General features: G+C 66.4%; 17 protein-coding genes and 1 pseudogene. 3 read left to right on the top strand and 15 right to left on the bottom strand.

Features of this window, described 5'->3' with window-relative positions; genetic code table 11:
* The 6 genes from EJB06_RS20290 to EJB06_RS20265 all read right to left on the bottom strand — a co-directional run bounded on the left by EJB06_RS20290 (position 1) and on the right by EJB06_RS20265 (position 6968).
* Positions 1 to 1164 carry an MFS transporter gene (locus tag EJB06_RS20290; protein ID WP_126075846.1) on the bottom strand — a complete coding sequence of 388 codons (1164 nt, stop codon included), beginning with the start codon at positions 1162 to 1164 and terminating at the stop codon, positions 1 to 3.
* Between the two features lie 28 nt (positions 1165 to 1192).
* Positions 1193 to 1978: a DeoR/GlpR family DNA-binding transcription regulator gene (locus EJB06_RS20285; RefSeq protein ID WP_126075845.1), complete on the bottom strand. Its 786-nt coding sequence runs from the start codon at positions 1976 to 1978 to the stop codon at positions 1193 to 1195.
* A 141-nt stretch (positions 1979 to 2119) separates the two neighbouring features.
* Complete coding sequence (locus tag EJB06_RS20280) at positions 2120 to 3130, bottom strand: porin (RefSeq protein ID WP_126075844.1); 1011 nt, start codon at positions 3128 to 3130, stop codon at positions 2120 to 2122.
* Positions 3131 to 3380: 250 nt separating this feature from the next.
* On the bottom strand, positions 3381 to 4628 hold the full coding sequence (locus tag EJB06_RS20275) for a PAS domain-containing sensor histidine kinase (RefSeq protein ID WP_229427176.1): 1248 nt from the start codon (positions 4626 to 4628) through the stop codon (positions 3381 to 3383).
* A gap of 217 nt (positions 4629 to 4845) precedes the next feature.
* Positions 4846 to 5607 carry a LytR/AlgR family response regulator transcription factor gene (locus EJB06_RS20270; RefSeq protein ID WP_126075843.1) on the bottom strand — a complete coding sequence of 254 codons (762 nt, stop codon included), beginning with the start codon at positions 5605 to 5607 and terminating at the stop codon, positions 4846 to 4848.
* Positions 5608 to 5714: 107 nt separating this feature from the next.
* Positions 5715 to 6968 carry a sensor histidine kinase gene (locus EJB06_RS20265; RefSeq protein WP_126075842.1) on the bottom strand — a complete coding sequence of 418 codons (1254 nt, stop codon included), beginning with the start codon at positions 6966 to 6968 and terminating at the stop codon, positions 5715 to 5717.
* 299 nt (positions 6969 to 7267) lie between these two features.
* On the opposite strand from EJB06_RS20265, the gene EJB06_RS20260 reads away from it, so the two are divergent.
* Entirely contained in the window at positions 7268 to 8206 is a 939-nt protein-coding gene (locus tag EJB06_RS20260; protein ID WP_126075841.1) for an exopolyphosphatase, read from the top strand.
* Between the two features lie 42 nt (positions 8207 to 8248).
* On the opposite strand, the gene EJB06_RS20255 is transcribed toward EJB06_RS20260, so the two are convergent.
* The 3 genes from EJB06_RS20255 to EJB06_RS20245 all read right to left on the bottom strand — a co-directional run bounded on the left by EJB06_RS20255 (position 8249) and on the right by EJB06_RS20245 (position 12759).
* Positions 8249 to 10636, bottom strand: coding sequence for a sensor domain-containing protein (locus EJB06_RS20255; protein WP_126075840.1), 2388 nt, complete (start codon positions 10634 to 10636; stop codon positions 8249 to 8251).
* Between the two features lie 132 nt (positions 10637 to 10768).
* Positions 10769 to 12034, bottom strand: a complete 1266-nt coding sequence (locus tag EJB06_RS20250; protein ID WP_126075839.1) for a nitronate monooxygenase — start codon at positions 12032 to 12034, stop codon at positions 10769 to 10771.
* A gap of 239 nt (positions 12035 to 12273) precedes the next feature.
* On the bottom strand, positions 12274 to 12759 hold the full coding sequence (locus EJB06_RS20245) for a YajQ family cyclic di-GMP-binding protein (RefSeq protein ID WP_126075838.1): 486 nt from the start codon (positions 12757 to 12759) through the stop codon (positions 12274 to 12276).
* Positions 12760 to 12874: 115 nt separating this feature from the next.
* On the opposite strand from EJB06_RS20245, the gene murB reads away from it, so the two are divergent.
* Positions 12875 to 13915 (top strand): UDP-N-acetylmuramate dehydrogenase, encoded by a 1041-nt coding sequence (murB, locus tag EJB06_RS20240; protein ID WP_126075837.1) that lies wholly within the window; start codon positions 12875 to 12877, stop codon positions 13913 to 13915.
* Positions 13916 to 14084: 169 nt separating this feature from the next.
* Positions 14085 to 17207, top strand: coding sequence for a glycoside hydrolase family 3 protein (locus EJB06_RS20235; RefSeq protein WP_229427175.1), 3123 nt, complete (start codon positions 14085 to 14087; stop codon positions 17205 to 17207).
* Between the two features lie 69 nt (positions 17208 to 17276).
* On the opposite strand, the gene ppnP is transcribed toward EJB06_RS20235, so the two are convergent.
* From ppnP to EJB06_RS31945, 6 genes and pseudogenes are all read right to left on the bottom strand, one after another.
* A complete protein-coding gene (ppnP, locus tag EJB06_RS20230; protein ID WP_126075836.1) occupies positions 17277 to 17588 on the bottom strand; it encodes a pyrimidine/purine nucleoside phosphorylase in 312 nt (103 codons plus the stop codon).
* Between the two features lie 12 nt (positions 17589 to 17600).
* On the bottom strand, positions 17601 to 18599 hold the full coding sequence (locus tag EJB06_RS20225; protein WP_307720465.1) for a diguanylate cyclase: 999 nt from the start codon (positions 18597 to 18599) through the stop codon (positions 17601 to 17603).
* Between the two features lie 53 nt (positions 18600 to 18652).
* A complete protein-coding gene (cheB, locus tag EJB06_RS20220; protein ID WP_126075834.1) occupies positions 18653 to 19672 on the bottom strand; it encodes a chemotaxis-specific protein-glutamate methyltransferase CheB in 1020 nt (339 codons plus the stop codon).
* On the bottom strand, positions 19669 to 21945 hold the full coding sequence (locus EJB06_RS20215; protein WP_126075833.1) for a hybrid sensor histidine kinase/response regulator: 2277 nt from the start codon (positions 21943 to 21945) through the stop codon (positions 19669 to 19671). Before EJB06_RS20215 ends, cheB begins: the two co-directional genes overlap by 4 nt.
* On the bottom strand, positions 21942 to 22628 hold the full coding sequence (locus tag EJB06_RS20210) for a chemotaxis protein CheW (protein WP_126075832.1): 687 nt from the start codon (positions 22626 to 22628) through the stop codon (positions 21942 to 21944). Before EJB06_RS20210 ends, EJB06_RS20215 begins: the two co-directional genes overlap by 4 nt.
* Positions 22625 to 23024, bottom strand: a pseudogene (locus tag EJB06_RS31945) (CheR family methyltransferase); the annotation flags it as partial. The gene EJB06_RS20210 and the pseudogene EJB06_RS31945, both read right to left, overlap by 4 nt.

Here is a 23024-nt window from a genome sequence, read left to right as displayed (position 1 = left end):
TCAGCTCGCTCCCGCCTTGGGCGCGCTCGACGCGCCCAGTTTCGCGCTGGCCGCGATCAGCAGCATCGCGCAGCCCAGTCCGGCGAACGCCAGCGGCAGGCTGAAGGCATGCGCCACGAAGCCGATCGCCGCCGGCCCGGCCAGGATGCCCGCATAGCCGAGCGTGGTGATGGCCCCGATCGCCAGGCTGGCCGGCATGGCGCGCTGGCTGCCGGCGGCGGTAAACAGGATCGGCACGATGTTCGAGGCGCCCAGGCCGATCAGCACGAAGCCGGACAGCATGGCGGGCACGGAGCCGGCCAGCACGGTGCAGAAAAAGCCCGCGGCCGCGCACAGGCCGCCCAGCAACAACACCTTCTGCCCACCCAGTTTGCCGACCACCCTGTCGCCCGTCAGGCGGCCGAGAGTCATGGCAATCGCAAACGCTGCGTAGCCGAGCCCGCCCTGGCCGGCACTGCCCGTCGCTGCGCGTCCCTCGGTCAGCAGCAGGGCGCTCCAGTCGAGGATCGCGCCTTCGGCCAGGAAACACAGGAAGCACAGGCCGCCGATCAGGATCACGGCGCCGTGCGGCAGCACGAACAGCGGCGCATCGCGCACCTGCGCATCGGGCTCGCGCAACAGGCCCGAGGAGGCGCCGGCCAGCACCGCGCCGACCGCGATCGCCAGCACCGTGCTGGCGGCCAGCGCGCTCAATCCCAGCCACAACAGCAGCGCCATGCTGCCCGCGCCCAGGAAGCCGCCCACGCTGAACAGGCCGTGAAAGCCGGACATCAGGGCGCCGCCGCTGGTCTTTTCCACTTGCACCGCCTGGATGTTCATCGCCACGTCCAGGGTGCCGATGGACGCGCCGAAGCCGAACAGGGCGCAGCCGAGCAGGACGGGCGTCGGCGCGACCGCCAGGCAGGGCAGGAACAGGCACACCAGCGCCCCCGAGCACAGCACCACCGGGCGCACGCCGAAACGCGCGGTCATGAAGCTGGTGGACGGCATCGCCAGCATCGAGCCCGCGCCCAGGCACAGCAGCAGCAAGCCGAGCTCGCCTTCGCTCATGCCGAGGCGCAGCTTGGCCAGCGGCACCAGCGGGGCCCAGACCGACATGGCGAGGCCGGCGGCAAGAAAGGCGAGGCGGGTGGAAAGGCGTTGTTGCGGTCCGGTATCTGGCATGCTGTCTTTCGAAAAACGGTGGGGAGGGTCAGGGCCTGGCGGCGCGGTGCACGCGCACGCCGCGCGCGGCGAAGGCGTCGAGCTGGCGCGCGTCGATATCGTGCTCGGCCACCAGGTCGGCGATGCTGGCGGCGGCCAGCACTGCGTAGGGGGCGGCGGTGCCGACCTTGTCGCTGGTGGTGGCGACCAGCACCGCCTTGCTGAGGGCGGCGACGCGGCGCTTGAATTCGGCTTCCTCGAAATGGATGGCGCTCACGCCGGCCTGGGCATCGACGCCGCAGGCGCCCAGGATGTACAGGTCGGGGCTGATCAGCTCCAGTTCGCGCAGGGCGGTGCCGCCGATGCTGGCGCCCGTCTCTGCATGGATACGCCCGCCAATGACGATCAGCTCGATCGCGGGCTTGTCGATCAGGGCGGCGGCAATCGCCGGGGCGTTGGTGATGACGGTCAGGCGCTGTTCGCCCAGCGCCTGCGCGATCGCCAGGTTGGTCGAGCCGGCGTCGATGAAGACCACGCTGCCGGGCGCCACGCAGGGCACGGCGGCGGCCGCCAGGCGCGATTTGCGGTCGGTCTGGGTACTGCGGCGCTGGGCCGGGGTGCCGCCCGGGGCGGCGGGCAGCGCCATGCGCAGGGCGCCGCCATACACTTTCTGGCACAGGCCGGCGGCGGCCAGGTCGCGCAGGTCGCGCCGGATGGTGTCTTCCGACACCTGCAGCCATTGGGCCAGGTCGGGCGCCAGCACGCGGCCGTCGCTTTGCAGGCGTTGCAGGATCAGGGCGTGGCGTTCCTGCAAGAGAAGGGGATCGGTGGACATTGGAGCATCGGACAGGAAGGAATGCGCACAAATATACAGGAATGCGCACAAACGTGCAATCGGGCATAAAAAAACCCCGCAAGCTGCCAGGCAACTTGCGGGGTTTTTCGGTTCAGCTAGACGCGGTGAGCGTCAGTGAATTTAGAACGAGTGACGAACGCCGACCGAGAAAGCGCTTGGGTCGGAACCGACTGCGCCTGCTGGTGGAACAACGGTTGCGCCAGCGGAGAAGATACCGAAGGTTGCTTTGTTGTTGTTGCGGATCGTTGCGTACGAGGTGTACACATTGGTGCGCTTCGACAGGGCGTACGAGTAAGCGACCGAGTAACCGTTACCCTTGGCGCCGCCTTCCAGTTTGCTTTGCTGGAAGTTACCGTAGATCTTGTTCGAACCGAAGGTGTACGATACGCCGGCGTTGGCCTGCTCGTACTTGTTGTTGTTACCGGTTGGGTTGGCAACCATGTAGTTACCGCGCACTTCGATCGCGCCAGCGGTGAAGCCTGCGCCGAAGATCATTTCCTTGTCGTCGCCCGAAGCCAGACGCTCGATCTGGTGGTAGCCGGCACCGAGGTAGATGTTGTTGGCTTTGTATTCAACAGCCAGGCCCATCAGATCCAGCGAAGGACCGGTCAGGGTTTCGCCCAGGCCGTAGCCGGCGCTGACGATGACGCCGCCCATCGAGTTCGATTTGTAGTTGACCGAGTTGCTGATGCGACGGGTCAGACGGTTTGCGCCGAAGGAATTCAGGTTGGTGCCGTAGAAGCCCTGGCCGTTGATATCGCTTGCGTTAGCGACGTCGGCGATCGGGGTGTATTCGCGACCGACCAGCAGGGAGCCGAAGCCACCTTTCAGGCCGACCACCGAGCGGCGGCCGAACAGGCTCGAATCGCCCATGCCGGTGTCGAGTGCAACGCCAGCTTCCAGATTGAACACAGCGCTCAGGCCATTGCCCAGATCTTCAACGCCACGGAAACCTACACGGCTGGTCGACTGGTTGCCCGAGTTGACGACCGTACGGCTCCCGCCTGGAGCGCCCGTGTCTTCTTTCGCCAGCGCCGCGTCAGCCACGCCGTAGATCGTGACGCTCGATTGAGCGGAAGCGCACAGAGGAATCGCAGCGGCCAGGACAGCGGCCATCAGTTTGCATTGCATATAAATCTCCAAAAGGTTGCACAGATGAGTGTCGATTAACTAGGGATGCTCTTAATCGGACGTAATTATAGCTTCCACGTATGTCAAATCCATGACAAAGTGAAATGTGGTAAGAATGAGACAGTCTGTTTTTGCCCTGCAATAGGGCGTCAATGCCGCGTAAATGCACGCTTCAGGTGCATTAAATGCAAGGCTTGGGAAATGCTGCGACGCCGCATAACGCCCGCCGTTGCAGGCGTTCCGGGAAATCTCAGGGCGCCGGCGGCGGCGGCGGGGCGGTCCGTTCCGGTGCGCCGGCGGCGCGCTCGCCAGGGCGTTCGCCGATGGCTTCCTCGTCGCCGCTGTCGGGCAAAGGCAACACGATATCGATGCGGGTACCGGGCGGATCGTCGCCGCTGACGGTGATGTCGCCCTTCATTCCCCATACCCGTTCGCGCATCCCGATCAGGCCGAGCGACTGGGCTTTTTCCATGTCCGCGGCCTGGATGCCGCGCCCGTCGTCGCGGATCGAGACCAGCAACTGGCCGTTGATGCGGTATACATACATGGTCACATTGCTGGCCCCGGCATGGCGCGCGATGTTCGTCAGCGCTTCCTGGACGATGCGGAAGATGGCGGTGCTGGCGGCGTCGTCGAGGCGCAGCTCGGCCTCGTCGGCGAACAGCGCGCAGGCGATGCCGTGCCGTTCGACGAATTCGTCGCGCAAGCCCTGCAGCGCGAAATACAGGCCGCCCTCGTCGAGCGCGCGCGGGCGCAGGTTGGTGGCGATGCGGCGCAGCGAGGTAATCGCCGTGAGCAGATTGTCTTCCATGCCGTTCATCAGGCGCTGGCCGTTATGGCTGGCGCCCGGTTCCTTTTGCAGCAGGTTCAGGTCCATCCGCAGCGAGGCCAGCAGCTGGCCGAGGTCGTCGTGCAGCTCGCGCGCGATGTGGGCCCGTTCTTCCTCGCGCACGGTTTGCAGGGCCGTCGAGAGCTGGCGCAGCTGCGCATGCGAGCGCGACAGCTTTTCCTGCACCTGCTGGCGCTCGGTCACGTCGCGCAGGATGATGGTGTAGATGGTGCGGTCGGCCTCGATCATGCTGGAAATCGAGCCTTCGAGCGGGAAGGTTTCGCCGCTGGCGCGCACGCCCGTGACCGCGTAATCGGTGGCGCGGCGCCCGGCGCGCCCGGCCCCGTCGCCGAAATAGGCGGGCGCGGCGTCGCCGCTGACGGTCGGCAGCGGGGCGATGAACTGCTGCAGCGGGCTGCCCTGCATGCGTTCGACCGTGGTCGAGAACATCGCCGCGGCCGAGGGATTGGCCAGCACGATGGTCTGGGTGTCGTCGGTGGAGATGATCGCTTCGCTCGCGTTCTGGATGATCTCGCGGCTGTGGCTGCGCGCGAAGCGCGGCCAGCGGTTATACGCGAACAAGCGTGCCAAGGAGTGACCGCCCAGCAAGCCGAGGACAAACATGACCGCGCCCCAGCTCAGGAAGCGGGAAGAACGCTGTTGTGCCATGCGCGCCTGCCGTCGAAGGCCCGCGGGACGCGGACCGTGGGCTGATTATAGGAGCGCGCGCGCCGCACGGCTTGAGGCGCCGCAAAGGGTGGGCCAGCCGCAGGGGCCGGGGCCGCGACGAGGAAAGCGCAGGGCGCGGCGGGGAACGGTGTCTCATGTCGTGTCGCAAGGTGGCGCATGGAATGGAAAGCGGGCGCCGCATCGGCGCGGCGCTGGTTTACATTTGCTTGAACAGGTGCAGGAAGCTGCGGCTCACTTCGAGCTTGTCGGGCTTGCCCTTGATGAGCACCAGGTGGCGTCCGCGAATGTCGCGCGTGACCCCTTCGATGGCGTTGACGTTGACCAGGGTGGCGCGGTGGATCTGCCAGAACAGGGCCGGATCGAGTTCCTCGGCCAGGTCGCGCACCGGCTTGCGGATCAGCGCCTCGAAGCGCTCGGTCTGTACGCAGGTGTATTTTTCGTCGGAGCGGAAAAACAGGATGTCCTCGACCGGAATCATGCGCAGGTCCTGGCCGATGCTGGCCTGGATCCATTGCAGGTAGCTCGGCTTGGGCGCCGCCATTTTTTCGGCCAGCTGCGAGAGCATGGCGGTGACGCTGTCGTTGACCGCTTCCTTCGGCTTGGCCAGGCGCGACTTGAGGCGGTCGATGGTCACCTGCAGGCGCTCGGCCTCGGGCGGCTTGAGCACATAGTCGACCGCGCCGCGCTCGAAGGCTTCGACCGCGTACTGGTCGTAGGCGGTGACGAACACGATGTTGCTGCCGGTGCCGATCGCGCGCGCCGCTTCCATGCCGGTCTTGCCCGGCATGCGGATGTCGAGGAAGGTCAGGTCCGGCTTGAGCTGGCTGACCAGCTCGATCGCTTCATCGCCGTTCTTGGCCTCGCCGACGATTTCCAGTTCGGGCCAGGCCTGGTTCAGGCGCAGGCGCAACTGGTCGCGCATCAGTCTTTCGTCGTCGGCAATAATAGCGGTAGGCATGGTGCGTTTCTGGTGATGGGCAAGAGTGCCAATTATTCAATGAATCGCCTGTTTAATCAATCACTTCCTTGGGCCGTTTTTTTTGAATAGCCGCGCTTGCTTGTGGATTACTTCGATACCTGATAAGGCACCTCGATGGTGGCGATCACGCCGCTCGGCGTGTTGGCCGCGATGTGCAGCTGGCCGGCGTCGCCGTGCAGCAGCTTGAGGCGTTCGCGGATCGTCATCAGTCCCAGCCCGGTGCCGTCGCTGGGGAACTTGCCGAAGCCGACCCCGTCGTCGCTGACGATCACGCGCAGCTTGTTGTGCGCCACCTCGGCCAGGATGGAGAGCGCGCCGCCCTCGGGCTTGCATTCGAGGCCGTGCTTGATGGCGTTCTCGACCATCGACTGCAGCATCATCGGCGGGAAGGCCGCGCTGCGCAGGCCCTCGGGAATGCGCAGGTCGACCTGCAGGCGCTCCTCCATGCGCATCTTCAGCAGGTTCAGGTAAGCCTTGACCATGTCCGCCTCGCGCCCGAGGTTGGTGACCACGGCGTTGTCGCGCATCTGCGGCAGCACGGCGCGCAGGTACTGGATCAGGCTGCGCTGCATGGCCGAGGCGCGCGGCGGGTCGGTCTCGATCAGGTACTCGACCGAGGCCAGGGTGTTGAACAGGAAATGCGGCTCGACCTGGGCCTGCATCATCTGCATGCGCGCTTCCGACAGCTGGCGCTGCATCGATTCGCGCTCGGCGGCGGCGTTGGCGGTCTGGGTTTCGGCTTCGGCGCGCTTCTTGCCGCCGACCAGGGCCTTGGTGGCGAACAGGGCCAGCACCAGCAGGGAAATGAAACTCTTGAACCAGGTCGAGGCCTGGCCGTGGTACACCTTCACTTTTTCTTCCGCCGCATTTTCGACGGCCGCTTCGATCGCGCTCGACAAGCCTTCGACGATCTGTGGCGGCAGCGCGACGCGCACTTCGCCGTCGGCCGTGACCGGCATGGACGCGGTGTCGGGAACGGTCGGCTCGGCCGGATTGGCCGGGGCCTCGGGCGGCTCCGGCGCTTCCGGGGCCTCGGGCGCCTCGGGCGGCTGCGGCGGCGCGCTGCGTTTTTTCGGCGGGCTGTAGCTGATGCCGCCGTCGTCGAAGATGATATTGCCTTCGCGCTTGTCGCGCTTGCGCTCCTTGCGCACCTCGATCACATCGCCGCCGGAAAACAGCTCGTTCTGCAGGATCGAGGCGGCGATCAGGGCCAGCGCCGCGAACAGGAAAAACTTCCACCACGATAGCTGGCTGACCCAGGTGGCGGTGGCGTCGAAGGCGCGCTGCAGCCATGCCAGGACGGTCGCGATGGCTTGTTCGGGAGGACGGCGTGCTTCCATGGTGGGTCAATTCCGTAAAGTTGCGCACGCTTTAGTCGGAAAGCGTGAGATTGCGTGAGTTTGTCGTAGCGGCGAGTGTAACTGCTGCGCGCCTCCCGGGGCCGTAAAAAGCGCCGCGCGGCCCCCGATACGGATGAGATGTTGCCACTTTAGGACAGCGCCCGGCCCGCCGCGCGGCCTTTGCGACAGGCTGCATAAATGGAGGAACAGGGTGCAGCGCCGATCATCGCGCCGCAGTGCCCGGTTGCGCGGTATGATGAAGGATCAAACCGCTGTTCCACCGCCCAAGGGGATGTCCTATGTCTGCCGATGTGAAAAAATACCGTTTGATCACGCGTAGCGATTTCGATGGCCTGGTCTGCGCCGTCCTGCTCAAGCACCTGGATCTGATCGACGATATCCTGTTTGTCCACCCCAAGGATATGCAGGACGGCAAAATCGTGGTCAGCGACGGCGATATCACCACCAACCTGCCGTACGCGGCCGGGGTGCACCTGGCCTTCGACCACCACCTGTCGGAGACGATCCGCAATACCGGCGCGCGCGCCAACCACATCATCCATCCCGAAGCGCCCTCGGCCGCACGGGTGGTGTACGACTACTATGGCGGCGCCTCGGCCTTCCCGGCCGCCTGGTACGACATGATGGCCGCCGTCGACAAGGGCGACGCGGCCCGCTTCAACCAGCAGGAAGTGCTGGCCCCGCAAGGCTGGGACTTGCTCAACTTCCTGATGGATGCCCGCACCGGCCTGGGCCGCTTCCGCGATTTCCGCATCTCGAACTACGCGCTGATGATGGACTTGATCGATTATTGCAAAAATCACACGATCGACGACATCATGGCCCTGCCCGACGTCAGGGAGCGCATGGACCTGTACTTCGAGCACAGCGACAAGTGCAAGGAACAGATCCGGCGCTGCGCCAGCGTGCACCGCAACCTGGTCGTGCTCGACCTGCGCGAGGAAGACACGATTTACGCCGGCAACCGCTTCATCATCTATGCCCTGTTCCCCGACACCAACATCTCGATCCACGTGCTGTGGGGCCTGAAAAACCAGAATACCGTGTTCGCCACCGGCAAATCGATCCTGAATCGGACCTCGCGCACGAATATCGGCGCCCTGATGCTCGAATACGGCGGCGGCGGGCACGAAAACGCCGGCACCTGCCAGGTCTCGAACGAGCTGGCCGAAGAAGTGCTGGGCGCGCTGATACAGCGCATTACCAGCGAAGGCTGAGCGCGGCCGAACGGCGCCGGCGGCCTCAGGCCGGCGCCAGCCTCAGGCCGCCGGCGCCGCCACCAGCATGTCGTGCAAGGCGTGCTCGGCCAGCGGGGCGCTGAAATACGTGCCCTGCAGCTCGTCGCAGTGATTGGCCCGCAAGGACTCCATCTGCAGCCGGTTTTCCACCCCCTTGGCGATGACGCGCGCGCCGAGGTCGTGGCCGACATCGATCAGGGCCTTGGCCAGCGCGCCGCTGCGGGCGTCGGCCGTGATCTGGTGCACCGCCACCTTGGCCAGCTTGACGTGGGTCAGCGGCAGCTTGTGCAGGAAATTCAGGTTCGACAGGCTGTCGCCGAAGGCGTCGACCGAGCGCAGCACGCCCAGTTCGTGCAATTGCGACACCACCTCCACGCTCAGGTGCGGATTGGCGTTCAGGCTCTCTTCGCGCAATTCCAGTTCCAGCCGCGCCGGCGCGATCCTGTGGGCCGCCAGGATGCAGGCGACGTGCTCGACATACCGGGGCTGGGAGAATTCGCGGACCGAGGCATTGAGCGCCACCGGCAGCGGGGGGAAGCCGGCGCTGTCCATGCGCTGCATGAAGGCGCAGGCCTCGTCCAGCACATACTTGCCGATGGCGACGATCATCCCGCTTTCTTCGGCCTCGGGCAGGAAGGAGGCCGGCGCCAGCACCCCCAGTTCCGGATGGCGCCAGCGCAGCAGCGCCTCCAGGCCCTGGATGCGGCCGCTGCGCAGGCAGATCTTGGGCTGGTACAGCAGGAACAGTTCGTGGCGTTCGAGCGCGCCGCGCATGCCGTCGTCGAGTTTTTGCTTGGCCTGGGTGGTCGACTTCATGTCGGCCGAAAAGAAGTGCACCTCGCCCGTCTTGGCCGCCTTGGCGTGGTACATCGCCACGTCGGCCGCGCGCACCAGGTCGAGCGCGCCGCCGCCGTCGTGCGGATAGACGCTGACCCCGATGCTGCCGCCGACCGCGATGTCGGTGTTGTCGAAGCTGACCGGCTGCGACATGCTCACCCGCAAGCGCTCGATCATGCGCAGGGTGTAGCGCAGCGAAGGCTGGTTGACCAGCACCAGCACGAATTCGTCGCCCGACAGGCGCGCCACCGTGTCGCTCTCGCGCACCGACGATTGCAGGCGCCGCGCCACCATCCGCAGCACCTGGTCGCCGGCCTCGTGGCCGTAGCTGTCGTTGATCTGCTTGAAGCCGTTGAGGTCGACCAGCACCGTGGCCACCAGCGACTTGTTGCGCTGGGCCATATGCAGCGCCTGTTCCAGCCGGTCCCACAGCAGGGTGCGGTTGGCCAGCCCGGTCAGCGCGTCGTGGTTGACCTCGTGTTCGAGATGGGCGGTGCGCTGCTTGACCGCCGTGACGTCGTTGATGACGCCGATGAAATGGGTGACCTTGCCGGTGGTGTCGCTGACCGGCGTGATGGTCAGGTCGTTCCAGAAGATCTCGCCGTTGCGGCGCCGGTTGCGGAACACCACGTTCACTTCGCGCCGCTCGCGCACGGCCGCGCGCAATTGCTCGCGTTCGTCCTCGTCCATGCCGGGCATGCCCATGAAGCGCGCATCGCGTCCGATCGCTTCCGCGGCGCTGTAGCCGGTGATGCGCTCGAAGGCCGGATTGGCGTACTCGATCGGGTTGTCGCGGCCGGCGCAGCGCGAAATCACCAGGCCGCTGCTGGTGGCGTGCAGGGCCCGTTCGCGCAGGCGCAGGCGGTCTTCCTGGGCGCGCCGCTCGGAAATATCGAGCCCCATGCCGCACAGGTAGTGACGGCCGCGGCAGCTGATGCGCGCGCCGCACAGCAGGTAGGGCGTGACCTTGCCGTGCTTGTCGAGATAATTGGCCTCGACCATGGCCTGGGTGCCCTGGTCGAACACATTGCGCATATTCGCGGCGATCAGGCGTTTTTCGGCCAGGTGGTACAGGTCGACCGCATTCGCCTGCCGCAGTTCCTCGGGCGTCATGGCCGTCACTTCTTCCAGCGTCCTGTTCCACAGCGCAAAGCTGCCATCCTCGCGCAGCACGTAGAAGGTGCCGGGAAGCACATCGATGATGGTGGAGAGCGGCATGCGCCCGACCGCCTCGGAATCGGACTCGTCGCAGGCGCCGTCGAGCATGGCGACCACGTGGCTGAGCGCGCCGTCATGGCCGAACTGCGGCAGCAGGGTCAGGAAAATGCTGTGGACGCTGCCATCGGCGCGCAGGAATTCGAGCTCGGCGGCATCGCAATCGCTGGGAAAGGCGCTCCAGCGCTGTTGCCAGTGCTGGCGGCTGCGCTCGCTGAGCAGCGCCGTCAGGGGCTGGCGCAGGGCGTCGGCGGCGCCGATCCCCAGCACGTGTTCGCAGGCGGCGTTCCAGCTGACGATCTGGCCGCCGGCATCGATCAGCAGGGCGGCCAAAGGGGCGTTCTCGCGGACAGGCATGCACCTCTCCAATCAACCGTAATCAGGATTAGACAGGAAAAAGCGCAGAAAGTTCGCCGCGATGGGCAATTTAGTGAAAGCAAGGTGCGGCGGGCAGGCAGCCCGCCGCGCAATCGATTCTTCGCCGCCCCTTCAAGCGAGGGCGATTTCCTGGCGCACCGGCAGGGCGATCTGGTTATCGACGCTGAACTGGTAATCCTGGAACACGTGCTCGGCCGTCAGCATCTGGTAGCTGCCGTCGGCCAGCTTGTGGGTCGTGTCCTTGAGGCGGTAGGTGTAGTGGCCGCAGGTCCAGCAATTGAAATTGCGCATATGCGTGCACAGGCAGGTCTTGTCCATCACCACCACGGTCTTGCTGTCCGGATTGGCCAGCACTTCGCGGTTGTACGAATTGATGTAAGAACAGTTCCCCGTCGCATCGAGCAGATAGCCATACGATTCGCAGCCCGGACGGATGCCCGCGCCGATGGCCGGCGTGCTCTTGAGCATGCGCATCGGATAGCCGGTCGGCGAGATGCCGTTGACGATGATGTCGTCTTCGGTGGCGCGCACGTACTCCTGCTTGACCTTGTCCGGCAGGCCGCACTCGTTGGTGATGGTGAAACGGGTGGCCACCTGCACGCCGCCCGCGCCTTTTTCCAGGAAGCCGGCCGCGTCGGTGCCGGTGAACACGCCGCCGGCCGCGATCAAGGGAATCTCAAGCTTTTCTGCGCGCATATAGGCATGGATGTCATCCATGATGGTGTGCAGGTCGTACTCGGCCCAATCCATGCCGAAGCCCAGGTGGCCGCCGGCCAGCGGGCCTTCGACGATGATGAAGTCGGGCAGGCGGTTCAGCTTGGACACCTTGCGCAGGAAGATCTGCAGCGCGCGCACGGACGAGACGATGATGCCCAGCTTGGCGTCGCGGAAGCGCGGATGGTCTTCGATCAGGGCGAACGAGCCCAGGTGCAGGCCGGCCGACATGGTGATCCCGTCGATGCCGGCGTCGAGCGCGGCCGACAGGCGCGTGCGCAGGGTTTCGCGCGGCGAATTCATGGTCAGCTTTTCCATGCAGTTGACGAAAATCAGGCCATCGCCGCGTTTCGCCTCCATGGTCGCGCCGACATGGCGGCGGGTCGCATCGGCCAGGCGCGCCAGGTCGAACTGCACCACCGCCTTGTCCATATTATTGATATTGAACTTGTAGGTCTTGGTCTTGTCTTTCACATAGCTGGTGTCGAACTTGCGGTCCGAGACATCCTCGACCATGGCATCGGAAATATGCCCGATCCCGCCCAGGCGCGCCGCTTCGAGCGCCAGTTCGGAGGTCGAAATATCGACGCCCATGCCACCGATCATGATGGGCACATAGTCCTTGTTGCCCAGACGCAGGCGGAAATCATCAACACGTTTCATTGCTATCCTTAGACTGCCAAGTTTTACCGGTGCGCTGGCGCGGCCGCCGAGGCCAGCTTGCGCACCCACAATTCTACCCCAAGCGACCCTGGGAGTTCTCCGTTCCGGCGAGCAAAACCGGGACAATACTCCACGGTATGTTCGCGCTTCTGCGACGCCGTCCTTCGGCACCCCAGGCCGCAGCTCGAGGGATGCGGCCGATTGAGCGACGATGCCGATCGATCGGCGCGCGGCGCCGCTTAATCGCGGAAGTTATTAAATTCCAGCGGCATCTCCGGCACATCCTTGCGCAGCATCGCCATGGCCGCCTGCAGGTCGTCGCGCTTGGCGCCGGTCACGCGCACCGACTCGCCCTGGATGCTGGCCTGGACCTTCATCTTGCTCTCCTTGATGACCTTGACGATCTTCTTCGCGTCCTCGGTCTCGATCCCGTTCTTGACCTTGATCACCTGCTTGACCTTGTCGCCGCCGATCTTCTCGATCTTGCCTTCGTCGAGGAAGCGCACGTCGACCTTGCGCTTGGCCAGTTTATTGGTCAGCACATCGCGCACCTGCGAGAGCTGGAAATCGGAATCGGCGAAGGCGGTCAGTTCGGTGTCCTTCTGTTCCACCTTGGCCGAGCTGCCCTTGAAATCGAAACGGGTGGTGATTTCCTTGTTGGACTGCTCGACGGCGTTTTTCACTTCAATCATGTCTGCTTCGGAGACGACATCAAACGACGGCATAATGGGATCCTTTGTACTTGCAAAATGTAGAATGCCGATATTTTAACGGACAACGGGGGCGGCGCCCCTGAACTGAACCGGTTTTTTCCCCTAAATGCCTCAAGAACGCTCATTCATGCACCCAGACCTCGCCATCGTGCCCGACTTTTCCCTCCGCAGCGTCAATACATTCGGCATCGACGCGCGCGCGCGCGCCTACCTCAGGGTGACCCGGGTCGACCAGCTGGCGCAGGTGCTGGCCGACCCGGTGCTGGGCGCCATGCCGCGCCTGCTGCTGGGCGGCGGCAGCAACATCGTGCTCACGGGCGACGTCGACGGGCTGGTGCTGCACATGGCGATCGCGGGGCGCGCGATTGTCGGGGAGCAGGCCGATGAGCACGGCGGCAGCGTGCTGGTGCGGGCCGGCGCCGGCGAGAACTGGCACGATTTCGTGCAATGGACGCTGGCCCAGGGGCTGGGCGGGCTGGAAAACATGGCGCTCATTCCCGGCACCGTGGGCGCCTCGCCGATCCAGAATATCGGCGCCTACGGGGCCGAAGTCAAGGACCGCTTCCATTGCCTGACGGTGTTCGAGATCGCCTCCGGCACCCTGCGCACGATGGACGCCGCGGCCTGCCGCTTCGCTTACCGCGACAGCGTGTTCAAGCATCCCGACGGGGCCGGGCTGGCGATCGTCGACGTCACCTTCGCGCTGCCGCGCGCGTGGGCGCCGAACCTGAAGTATGGCGAGCTGGCGCAGGAACTGGCCGCAAGCGGGCTGGCGGCGCCGAGCGCACAGCAGGTCAGCGACGCGGTGGTGGCGATCCGGCGGCGCAAGCTGCCCGACCCGGCGCTGATCGGCAACGCCGGCAGCTTTTTCAAGAATCCCGTGGTCGGCGCCGCCCAGTGCGCCGCCTTGCTGGCCGCCCACCCGGCGCTGGTGCACCATGCGCAGAGCGACGGCAGCGAAAAGCTGGCGGCCGGCTGGCTGATCGACCAATGCGGCTGGAAAGGGCGCAGCCTGGGCGCGGCCGGCGTCTACGAGAAGCAGGCCCTGGTGCTGGTCAACCGTGGCGGCGCGACCGGCGCCGAGGTGCTGGCGCTGGCGCGCGCGATCCAGGCCGACGTGCTGGCGCGTTTCGGCGTGTCCCTCGAAACCGAGCCGGTCTTCATCTAGCTTTTCCTCCCTGCGCGCCGCCTACGGCGCGCCGCCCCGTCAATGAGCGCGCCATCGCTGCGTATCGATCAGAAAACATTATCTTTTTAATCAATTCTGATAAATAATGCCTGTACACCGGAAGCGCTTCCAATTTCGGGCGCCGGCGATTCATTCGGGAGACAATCATATGCAAGACAAGTTAGGTAGCGCGATCCGAAGCGCTCTGGCAGCGGCCGCCTGTGGCGCCATGCTGGCCGCCTGCGACGGCGGCAGCGACCCGGCCACGCCGGACATCCCCACGCCGCCGGTCGCCGTCGACAAGGTGACGCAGTACAGCGACTTCCCGAGCATAAGCAGCGATATCAAGAAAGATGCGGCCACCGAGTCCGCCATCGCCGCCATCGTTGCCGGGATGAGCCTGGCGGAGAAGGTCGGCCAGATGACGCAGCCGGAAATCAAGAGCATCACCCCGGAGCAGGTGCGCCAGTACTACATCGGTTCGGTGCTGAACGGCGGCGGTTCTTTTCCGGGTAATAACAAGCTGGCGGCGCCGGCCGACTGGCTCAAGCTGGCCGACGCCTACTGGAAGGCGTCGATGGCCACCGATGCCAAGGTCAGGATCCCGGTGATCTGGGGGACCGACGCGGTGCACGGCCACAACAACGTATTCGGCGCCACCATGTTCCCGCATAACATCGGCCTGGGCGCCGCCAACGACCCCGCCCTGATGCGCCGCATCGGCGCGGCCGTGGCCGCGCAGGTGTATGCCACCGGGATCGACTGGACCTTCGCCCCGACCCTGGCGGTGGTGCGCGACGACCGCTGGGGCCGCACCTACGAAGGGTATTCCGAAGATCCCCTGATCGTCACCAAGTACGCGCGTGAAATGGTGAAGGGCTTGCAGAACGATTTTGCCGGCAGCGGCAACGTCATCGCCACCGCCAAGCACTTCATCGGCGACGGCGGCACCGATCAGGGCCGGGACCAGGGCGTCAATATGTCCAGCCGCAACGACATGATCAACATTCATGGCCAGGGCTATTACCACGCGCTCGGCGCCGGGGCCCAGACCGTGATGGCGTCGTTTAACAGCTGGGACAACGAGAGCCTGGCGATCAAGGTCGGCAAGATGCACGGCAGCAAAGAGATGCTGACCGATGTACTCAAGACCAGGATGGGCTTCGACGGCTTCGTCATCGGCGACTGGAACGGCCACGGCCAGGTGGCCGGCTGCAGCGACGGCGCTTGCCCGCAGGCGATCAACGCCGGGGTCGACATGATCATGGTCCCGGACAAGTGGAAAGAGTTCATCGCCAACACCATCGCCTCGGTCAACAAGGGCGAGATTGCGCTGGCGCGCATCGATGACGCGGTCACCCGCATCCTGCGCGTGAAATTTCGGGCTGGCATCATGAGCGCCAAGGCGCCGCTGGAACGCCCCCACACCGAGGCCAGCCGCCTGCAGCATCGCGCACTGGCGCGCGAAGCGGTGCAGAAGTCGCTCGTGCTGCTCAAAAACGACAACAAGCTGTTGCCGCTCAAGCGCGGCGACAAGATCCTGGTGGTCGGCAAAAGCGCCGACAGCCTGTCGAATCAAACCGGCGGCTGGTCGCTCACCTGGCAAGGTACGGCCAACACCAACGCCGACTTCCCGAACGCCGACAGCATCCTGACGGCGATCCGATCGGTGGCGGGCGAGGCCAATGTGGTCTACAGCCAGAGCGGCGCCGGCGTCAAACTTGCCGACTTCAAGGCGGTCATCGCCGTCATCGGCGAAACCCCCTATGCCGAAGGGGTGGGCGACATCGGCAGGAGCGGCACCCTGGAGCACGCGCGCCGCTTTCCGGAAGACCTGGCCGTGCTCGATGCCGTCAGCGGCAAGGGCGTGCCGGTGGTGACCGTGCTGATCACCGGCCGTCCGCTCTGGGTCAACAAGGAACTGAACCGCTCGGACGCCTTCGTGGTGGCCTGGTTGCCCGGCACCGAAGGCAAGGGCGTCACCGATGTCCTGTTCCGCAAGGACAATGGCGACGTCAACGTGGACCTGAAAGGCAAGCTGTCGTTCTCCTGGCCCAGAACGGCGTGCCAGATGCCCAACAAGGGCGACCCCAACTACGATCCGCTGTTCGCCTACGGCTTCGGGATGCGCTACGCGGACGATGCCAGGCTGGCCAGGCTCGACGAAACGGCGCCGACCCTCGGTTGCGCCCAGGGTGCGGGCAACGGCGGCCAGGCCAGTGTCGATCTGGAGGTGTTCCGGTCGGCCGACCAGGCGCCCTACACGACCCGCATCGGCGACCCCAGCGCCTGGTCGGTGCCGCTGGGCGCCGACCTGAACGCGGTCACGACCTTGCCGAACGTCAAAGCCGAGACCACCCAGGTCAATGTCCAGCAGGACGCCAGGAAAATCACCTGGAGCGGCGCCGGCCAGTTTTATGCGCAGGCGGCCGGCACGGCCGACCGGGAAGCCTACCTCAACGCCGACGCGGCCCTGGTGTTCGACACCATCGTGCACAAGGCCCCGGCCGGCGCGGTCAAAATGCGGGTGGACTGCAAGCACCCTTGCCTGGGCGAAGTCGACGCCACGACCTTGTTCAAGGGCCTGGCGCCGGATCTGAAGCGGACCGTCAAACTGCCGCTGTCCTGCTTTGCCGCCAAGGGGGCCGACTTCACCCTGATCGATACGCCGTTCCTGGTCTACACCGAGAAGGCCTTCGTCGCCTCGTTCGCCAACATCCGCTGGGTGCCGGGCGCGGCCAGGGATGCCGATGCCGCCGCCTGCGCCAGCCTGGTGCCGGAACCCCCGGTCTTCGGGCCGCCCGTGCCGGGGCCGAGCTACCCCATCCTGAATGCGGGCGCGCTGGCGGGCGACCTGGCGCTGAGCACCTACTCGTCCAATGGCAGCCACACCAAGGCCGCCATCACGGCCGCCGACGGGCTGGAGATGCGCTTCGCCGCGGACGGCGGCGACGGCCTGGTGATGATTACCGGCACACCTGTGAATCTGAGCAATTTTGCCGGCGGCACCTTGCAGTTCGAGATCAATGTCGGCAGCTACGGGGCCAACACGGGCGGCCTGGCGGTCAAGATGGAAAGCCCGGGCAACAATTGCAAGTCGGGCGATTACCTGTTCGGCCGGCCGGCCCCGGGCATCTGGACGCCGGTCTCGGTCAAGGTCGGCGCCTTGACTGCGGCGGCCGATCCCTGCTTCGACCTGCGCAACATCGGCATGCCGTTCGGCACCTTGCCGAAGTGGGGCGACCAGCAGGGCGTGCAGTACAGGCTGCGCCAGATCCGCTTCGTGCAGTAAGCGCCGGCAACGGGACAGGAGGGACGGCGGGCGGCGTCCCTTGTTCGGCGGGGCTGTGCCCGCCTGAGGTCAGCCGAAGTGGCAGACGTAGTCGAGCGTCTCGGTGACGTCGATGTCGAAGGCGGTATTGGCGCCGACGCTGAAGCGCTCGCCCGCGCCGTAGGCTTGCCAGGCGTCGCTGCCGGCCAGCTTGACCCGGCACTGGCCGGCGACGATTTCCATCACTTCGGGCGCCGCCGTGTTGAAGGTCAGCTGCGCGGGGAAGATCACGCCGACCGTTTTCTTGCTGCCGTCGGCCAGCAACAGCGTGTGCGAGACGCATTTGCCGTCGAAGTAGATATTCGATTTCTTGCTCACTGCGACGTTGTGAATCATGCTCATGGACTTCCTTCTTCAGGTGGGAGGGATGGCGTCGCCGGCCACGCAGACGCGGTTGCGCCCGGCCGACTTGGCGGCGTACAGGGCCTTGTCGGCGCGCGCGGTCAATTGTTCCGGCGTGTCCCCGCGCGCGGGGACCACGCTGGCCACGCCGATCGACATGGTGACGATGCCGCCCGGCGCTTGCGGGTTGTCCATCGCCAGCCGTTCCAGGTGGCCGCGCACGGCGTTGGCCACCACCTGCGCGCCGGCCAGGCTGGTGTCGGGCAGGATGATGGCGAATTCTTCGCCGCCGTAGCGCGCCGCCAGGTCGGCCGGGCGCTTGAGGTTTTCGGTCAGCACGGCGGCCGCCTTCTTCAGGCACAGGTCGCCCGGCAAGTGGCCGAAGCTGTCGTTGTAGGCCTTGAAGTGGTCGATGTCGCACATCAGCAGCGAGAGCGGCTTCTGTTCGCGCTGGCCGCGCTGCCATTCGAGCTTGATGACGTCGTCGAAGCGGCGCCGGTTGGCGATCCCGGTCAGGCCGTCGAGCGCGGCGAGCTTTTGCAGTTCGATGTTCGCTTCGGCCAGCCTGTGCTGGCTCTCGCGCAGGAAGCGGAAGGCTTCGTCGCGCTGCAGCCGGCTGATGTGCCCCGCCGAGTGGTAACGCACGCGCGCCAGCAGTTCCAGCCGGTCCGGCAGCTTGACCATGTAGTCGTTGGCGCCGACCGCGAAGCTGTGCGCCTTGAGCTTGGGGTCTTCCTTGGCCGACAGCACGATCACCGGCACCTGGCGCAGGCTCTCGCGCTCGCGGTACTGCCCGATCAGGCCGAAGCCGTCGATGCCGGGCATGACCAGGTCCTGCAGGATCACGGTCGGCTGCAATTCTTCCGCGGTGGCGGCCGCCAGCGAGGAATCGAGCACGTAGTGGTACTCGATGTCGGCCTGGTCGGCCAGCATGCGCCGCACCGCCTCGACGATGATGGCCTGGTCGTCGACCATCAGGACCCGCACTTTGAAAACAGCCGGCTCCGGCATATAAGGTTTGTTTAGGTCAGACATCGATGCTCAGCTTTTCGGTAGTGGCGGCGCTAGTTCCCGGCCAGTTTAGACCCAATTCTACTGCGCAATGCCCGTCCGATGTTTTCCAAGGATAAAATTTGCTGCGCGGCATCGATTTCAGCGGCGGCGCGCGGCATGCCGTACACGGCGCTGCTGGCCTGGTCCTGGGCGATGGTGTTCTTGCCGGCCTGGCGCATGGCGAGCAGGCCGGCGGCGCCGTCGCGCCCCATCCCGGTCAGCAGCACCCCGGTGGCGTCGCCTTCCCAGTGCCGCGCCACGCAGTGGAAGAACACGTCGACCGAGGGCCGGTAGGCGTACTCGCGCGGGACCTCGTCGTAGTGCAGGCGATGGCGCGCGCTCATCACCAGGTGGTCGTTGGTGCGGGCGATCTGGACGCAGCCCGCTTCCAGCGGATCGCCGTCTTCGACCACGCGCACCGGCACCAGGAGCTGCTCGCCGAGCCACTTGGAAAAATGGGCGGCGAAGTTTTCGTCGATGTGCTGGACCACCACGATGGCGGTGCCGGGTGCCGGGTTCCAGCCGGCCAGGATCCTGGCCACGGCGATCGGGCCGCCGGTCGAGGAGCCGATCGCCAGCAGGTGCTTCACCTTGCCGTCGGGCCGCTCGGGCGCATGCGCGGCGGGCGTCTCGGCGCCGCTGACGCGGATCAGTTTGCCGATGGTCTTGATCTTGTGCAGCAGCGCGGCATCGCCGCCGCCGCCGCGCGCCAGCAGCGGCGTGGCGGTGACGTCGAGCGCGCCGGCGCCGAGCGCGCGGAACACCTGGCTCACGTTGTCCTGCGGCTGGCCGGTGACCACCAGGATCGCGCACGGCGTCCTTTCCATGATCTGGCGGGTCGCTTCGACCCCGTCCAGTTCCGGCATGTTCAGGTCCATCAGGATCAGGTCGGGCAGGTTGTCGGCGCACATGCGCACCGCTTCCAGGCCGGTGCGGGCGATCCACGCGACCTGGTGCTCGCTGGTGCTGGCCACCACCCGGCGCAGCGCTTCGGCCGCCATGGCGACGTCGTTGGCGATCCCGATCTTCATAGGCCGGCGTCCCCGATCAGGTCGAACACGGCGTCGAGCAGGGTCTCGTCGTGGAAGCTGCCCTTGGTCAGGTAGTAGTCGGCGCCGGCGCTCATGCCGCGCGCGCGGTCTTCGGGGCGGTCCTTGTAGGAGACGATCATCACGGGCAGTTTGTACAAGTGGATATCCTTCTTGACCAGGCCGACCAGTTCGATGCCGTCCATGCGCGGCATGTCGACGTCGGTGATCAGGAGGTCGTAGTCGCCGCTGCGCACCACGTTCCAGCCGTCGATGCCGTCGATGGCGATGTCGACCTGGTAGCCGCGTCCCTGCAGCAGCTTGCGTTCCATCTCGCGCACGGTGAGCGAGTCGTCCACCACCAGGATGCGCTTGACCTTGCGTTTTTCGGGGCCGCCGCGCGCGCCCAGCTGGTGCAGGCCGCCTTCGTGCAGCAGTTTGTCGATCGACAGCAGCAGGTCGGGCACGTCGAGGATCAGGACCGGGGCGCCGTCGTCGAGCAGGGCGCCGGCGCTGATGTCGCGCATCTTGCCGAAGATCGGGTCGAGCGCCTGCACCGCCAGGCTTTGTTCGCCGCGGATGGCGTCGACCACCAGCGCGTAGCGGCGCTGGGCGGCGCCGATCACCACCACCGGCAGTTCGGCCGCGCCGGCGCCGATCTGGCCCAGTTCCAGCACCTGGGCGGCCGAGACCAGGCCCAGGTGCTCGCCGCCGAAGTCGAAGAACTGCTTGTTTTCCAGGGTGTGGATCTCGCTTTGCGGCACCTTGAGCACGCGTTCGATCTTGACGATGGGGATCGCGTAGGCTTCGCCCTGCACGTCGACCACCAGCGCGCGCACGATCGACTGCGTCAGCGGCAGGGTGATGAAGGTGCGGAAGCCCGCGCCCGGCACCGACTCGATGCGCACCGTGCCGTTCTGTTCGCGGATGGTCTGGTGCACGATGTCGAGCCCCACGCCGCGTCCGGATATGGCGCTGGTGGTTTCCTTCAGGCTGAAGGCGGGCAGGAACAGGAATTCGATCAGTTCGGCCTGCGACATGGAGGCCGCCATGGCGGCGCTGGCCATCTTGCGCTCGGCCACCTGGCGCCGGATGCGCTCGATGTCGACCCCGCGCCCGTCGTCGCCGATCTCGATACTGAGCATGCCGGCGCGGTGGCGCGCTTCGAGCACGATGGTGCCGAGCGCCGGCTTGCCGGCGGCGATGCGCTCGGCCTGGGTTTCCATGCCATGGTCGACGGCGTTGCGCAGCATGTGGTTGAGCGGGCTTTCGATGCGCGCCAGGATGTCGCGGTCGACCAGGGTGTCCTCGCCTTCGATCACCAGCTGCGCTTCCTTTCCCAGGCTGCGCGCCAGGTCGCGCACCATGCGCGGGAAGGCTTGCACGCCGTCGCGGAACGGGCGCATGCGCAGGGTCAGGACTTCGTCCACCAGGTTTTTCGACACGCCCAGCAGGCGCCGTTCGTAGCTCTCGATGTCGGCCATGTGCTCCAGCATGAACTGCTTGAGCGGGTGCGCCTTTTGCCCGGTCAGGGCCGACTGTTCGATCAAGGCCGGGTCGCCGCCGCGCACCACGGCGTCGTGCAGCTGTTCGAGGGCCTGGAACAGGTTGGCCTGGTTGCGCTTGAAGCGCTGCAGCTGCGCGATGAAGGGGTGCATCTGGTGCGCGTTGATGCGCGATTCGCTGGCCAGGGCCAGCAGGCGGTCGAAGTTCTGGGCCGCCCTGGGCCCGCCGTGGGCGCGCTGCGGCGCCGCCTCCTCGGGCGCCGGCGCCGCGGCCGGCGCGGCTGCTTCGAGCGCGGGCGGCGCGGGCGGCGGCGGCGTTGGCGCCGGTGGCGGCATCTCCAGTGTCGGCGCCGACTGGATCTGCGCAATCCCGGCGATGCTGTTCATGGTCGTGCTGATGCGCGCGCCTTGCTGTTCCAGCCAGGCCGGCAGGCCGGCTTCGTCCAGGGTCGAAAACTGCAGGATCAGGTCGACCCCGGCCAGCAGCACGTCGATGCGCGCGGGGGTGAGCTGCAACTGGCCGTGCTGGGCGGAGATGAAGGCGTCTTCCATGCCGTGCGCCAGTTGCACCACCACGTCCAGGCCGACGATGGCGGCCGCGCCCTTGATCGAGTGGGCGGCGCGCATCATCGCCTCAAGGGTGGACGCGTCGCCGCCGCCGCGCTCCATGGTGAGCAGGCCGTCGGTGAGGATCTGGGTCTGGCCGTCCGCCTCCATGCGGAACAGGTCCAGCATCGAGAACTGACTGAGGTCGCCGCCGCCGGTGCTCATCGCAGCAGCCTGGTGAGCTGGTGGCCGATCAGCGGCGCATCGAGCACGCCGATGCGCATCTCGCCATGGGTCAGCACGCCCGTGATGAAGCGCTGCAGGCCCTTGTTGAGGGTGGCCGCCGGGGCGCCCACGCTGGCCGCGCCGTAGCGCAGGATGCCGTGCAGGTCGGCCACCGGCAGGGCGAAGCGCTGTTCTTCCCAGACGATGACGAGCAGGCGCGCGAACACGTGGCGCCCGCCCTGTTGCGGGGCGTCGTTTTCGTCGATGCCGAGCAGGGTGGCCAGGGAAATCGACGGCGCCAGCGTGCCGCCGACGTTGACGATGCCGGTCAGGCCGCCGCCGCTGCGGTGCGGCAGCGAGTGGCTGGCGGCCAGCGGCGCGACCGATGCCACGATCCGGGTCGGCAGCATCAGCCACTCGCGCCCGAGGCGAAACACCAGGCCCGAGCTGTCGTGCTGCGCGCGCGCGGCCTGCGGCTGGCGCAGCAGGGCGGCCCAGTCCTCGCGGTAGGCGCTGTCGACCGGGCGCTGCATGCTGCGGCTGGCCGCGCCCGCGTACACCTCGCAGTTGCGGCAGTGGACGTGCTGTTCCAGCTTGGGGCAGCTCATGTCGCCGGCCACGCCGATCCGGTTCCAGCAATCCTGGTCGTCGAGCGCGTGCAGGGTGTCCGGGGCGCTGCTCATCGGGCATCCTTGCGCGGCGCCGCGGCGCTATCCCTGCCGCGCTGGTAGACGCGCGCGGCGCGCTGCTTGAAGGCGGCCGCCTGCGGGCGGTCGCCGTTCTGTTCGGCCAGCAGCGCCAGGTGGCACAGCGCCTCGTAGTGGTCCGGCTTCAGGTAGACGCAGCGGCGCCAGTAGTCGCCGGCGGCGTCCATCTTCTGTTCGCATTCGCTGACCATGCCGAGGATGAAGTAGGCGTCGGCCGAACCGGGATCGGCCGCCAGCAGTTCGCGGCAGGCCGCGGCGGCGCCCTGGTAGTCGCCCAGGTCGGCCTGGCGCCGCGCGCGCGCCAGCAGGTCGGGCGGCGCCGCAAGCGGTGCGGCCGGCAACGGCGCGCGCGCCGGCCGCGTTGCGGCGGGC

The organism is Massilia atriviolacea, from assembly GCF_003953935.1.
Taxonomy (GTDB): domain Bacteria; phylum Pseudomonadota; class Gammaproteobacteria; order Burkholderiales; family Burkholderiaceae_D; genus Telluria_A; species Telluria_A atriviolacea.
Note: the sequence above shows the minus strand (reverse complement) of the source record. Positions and strands in the feature narration are given on the sequence as shown.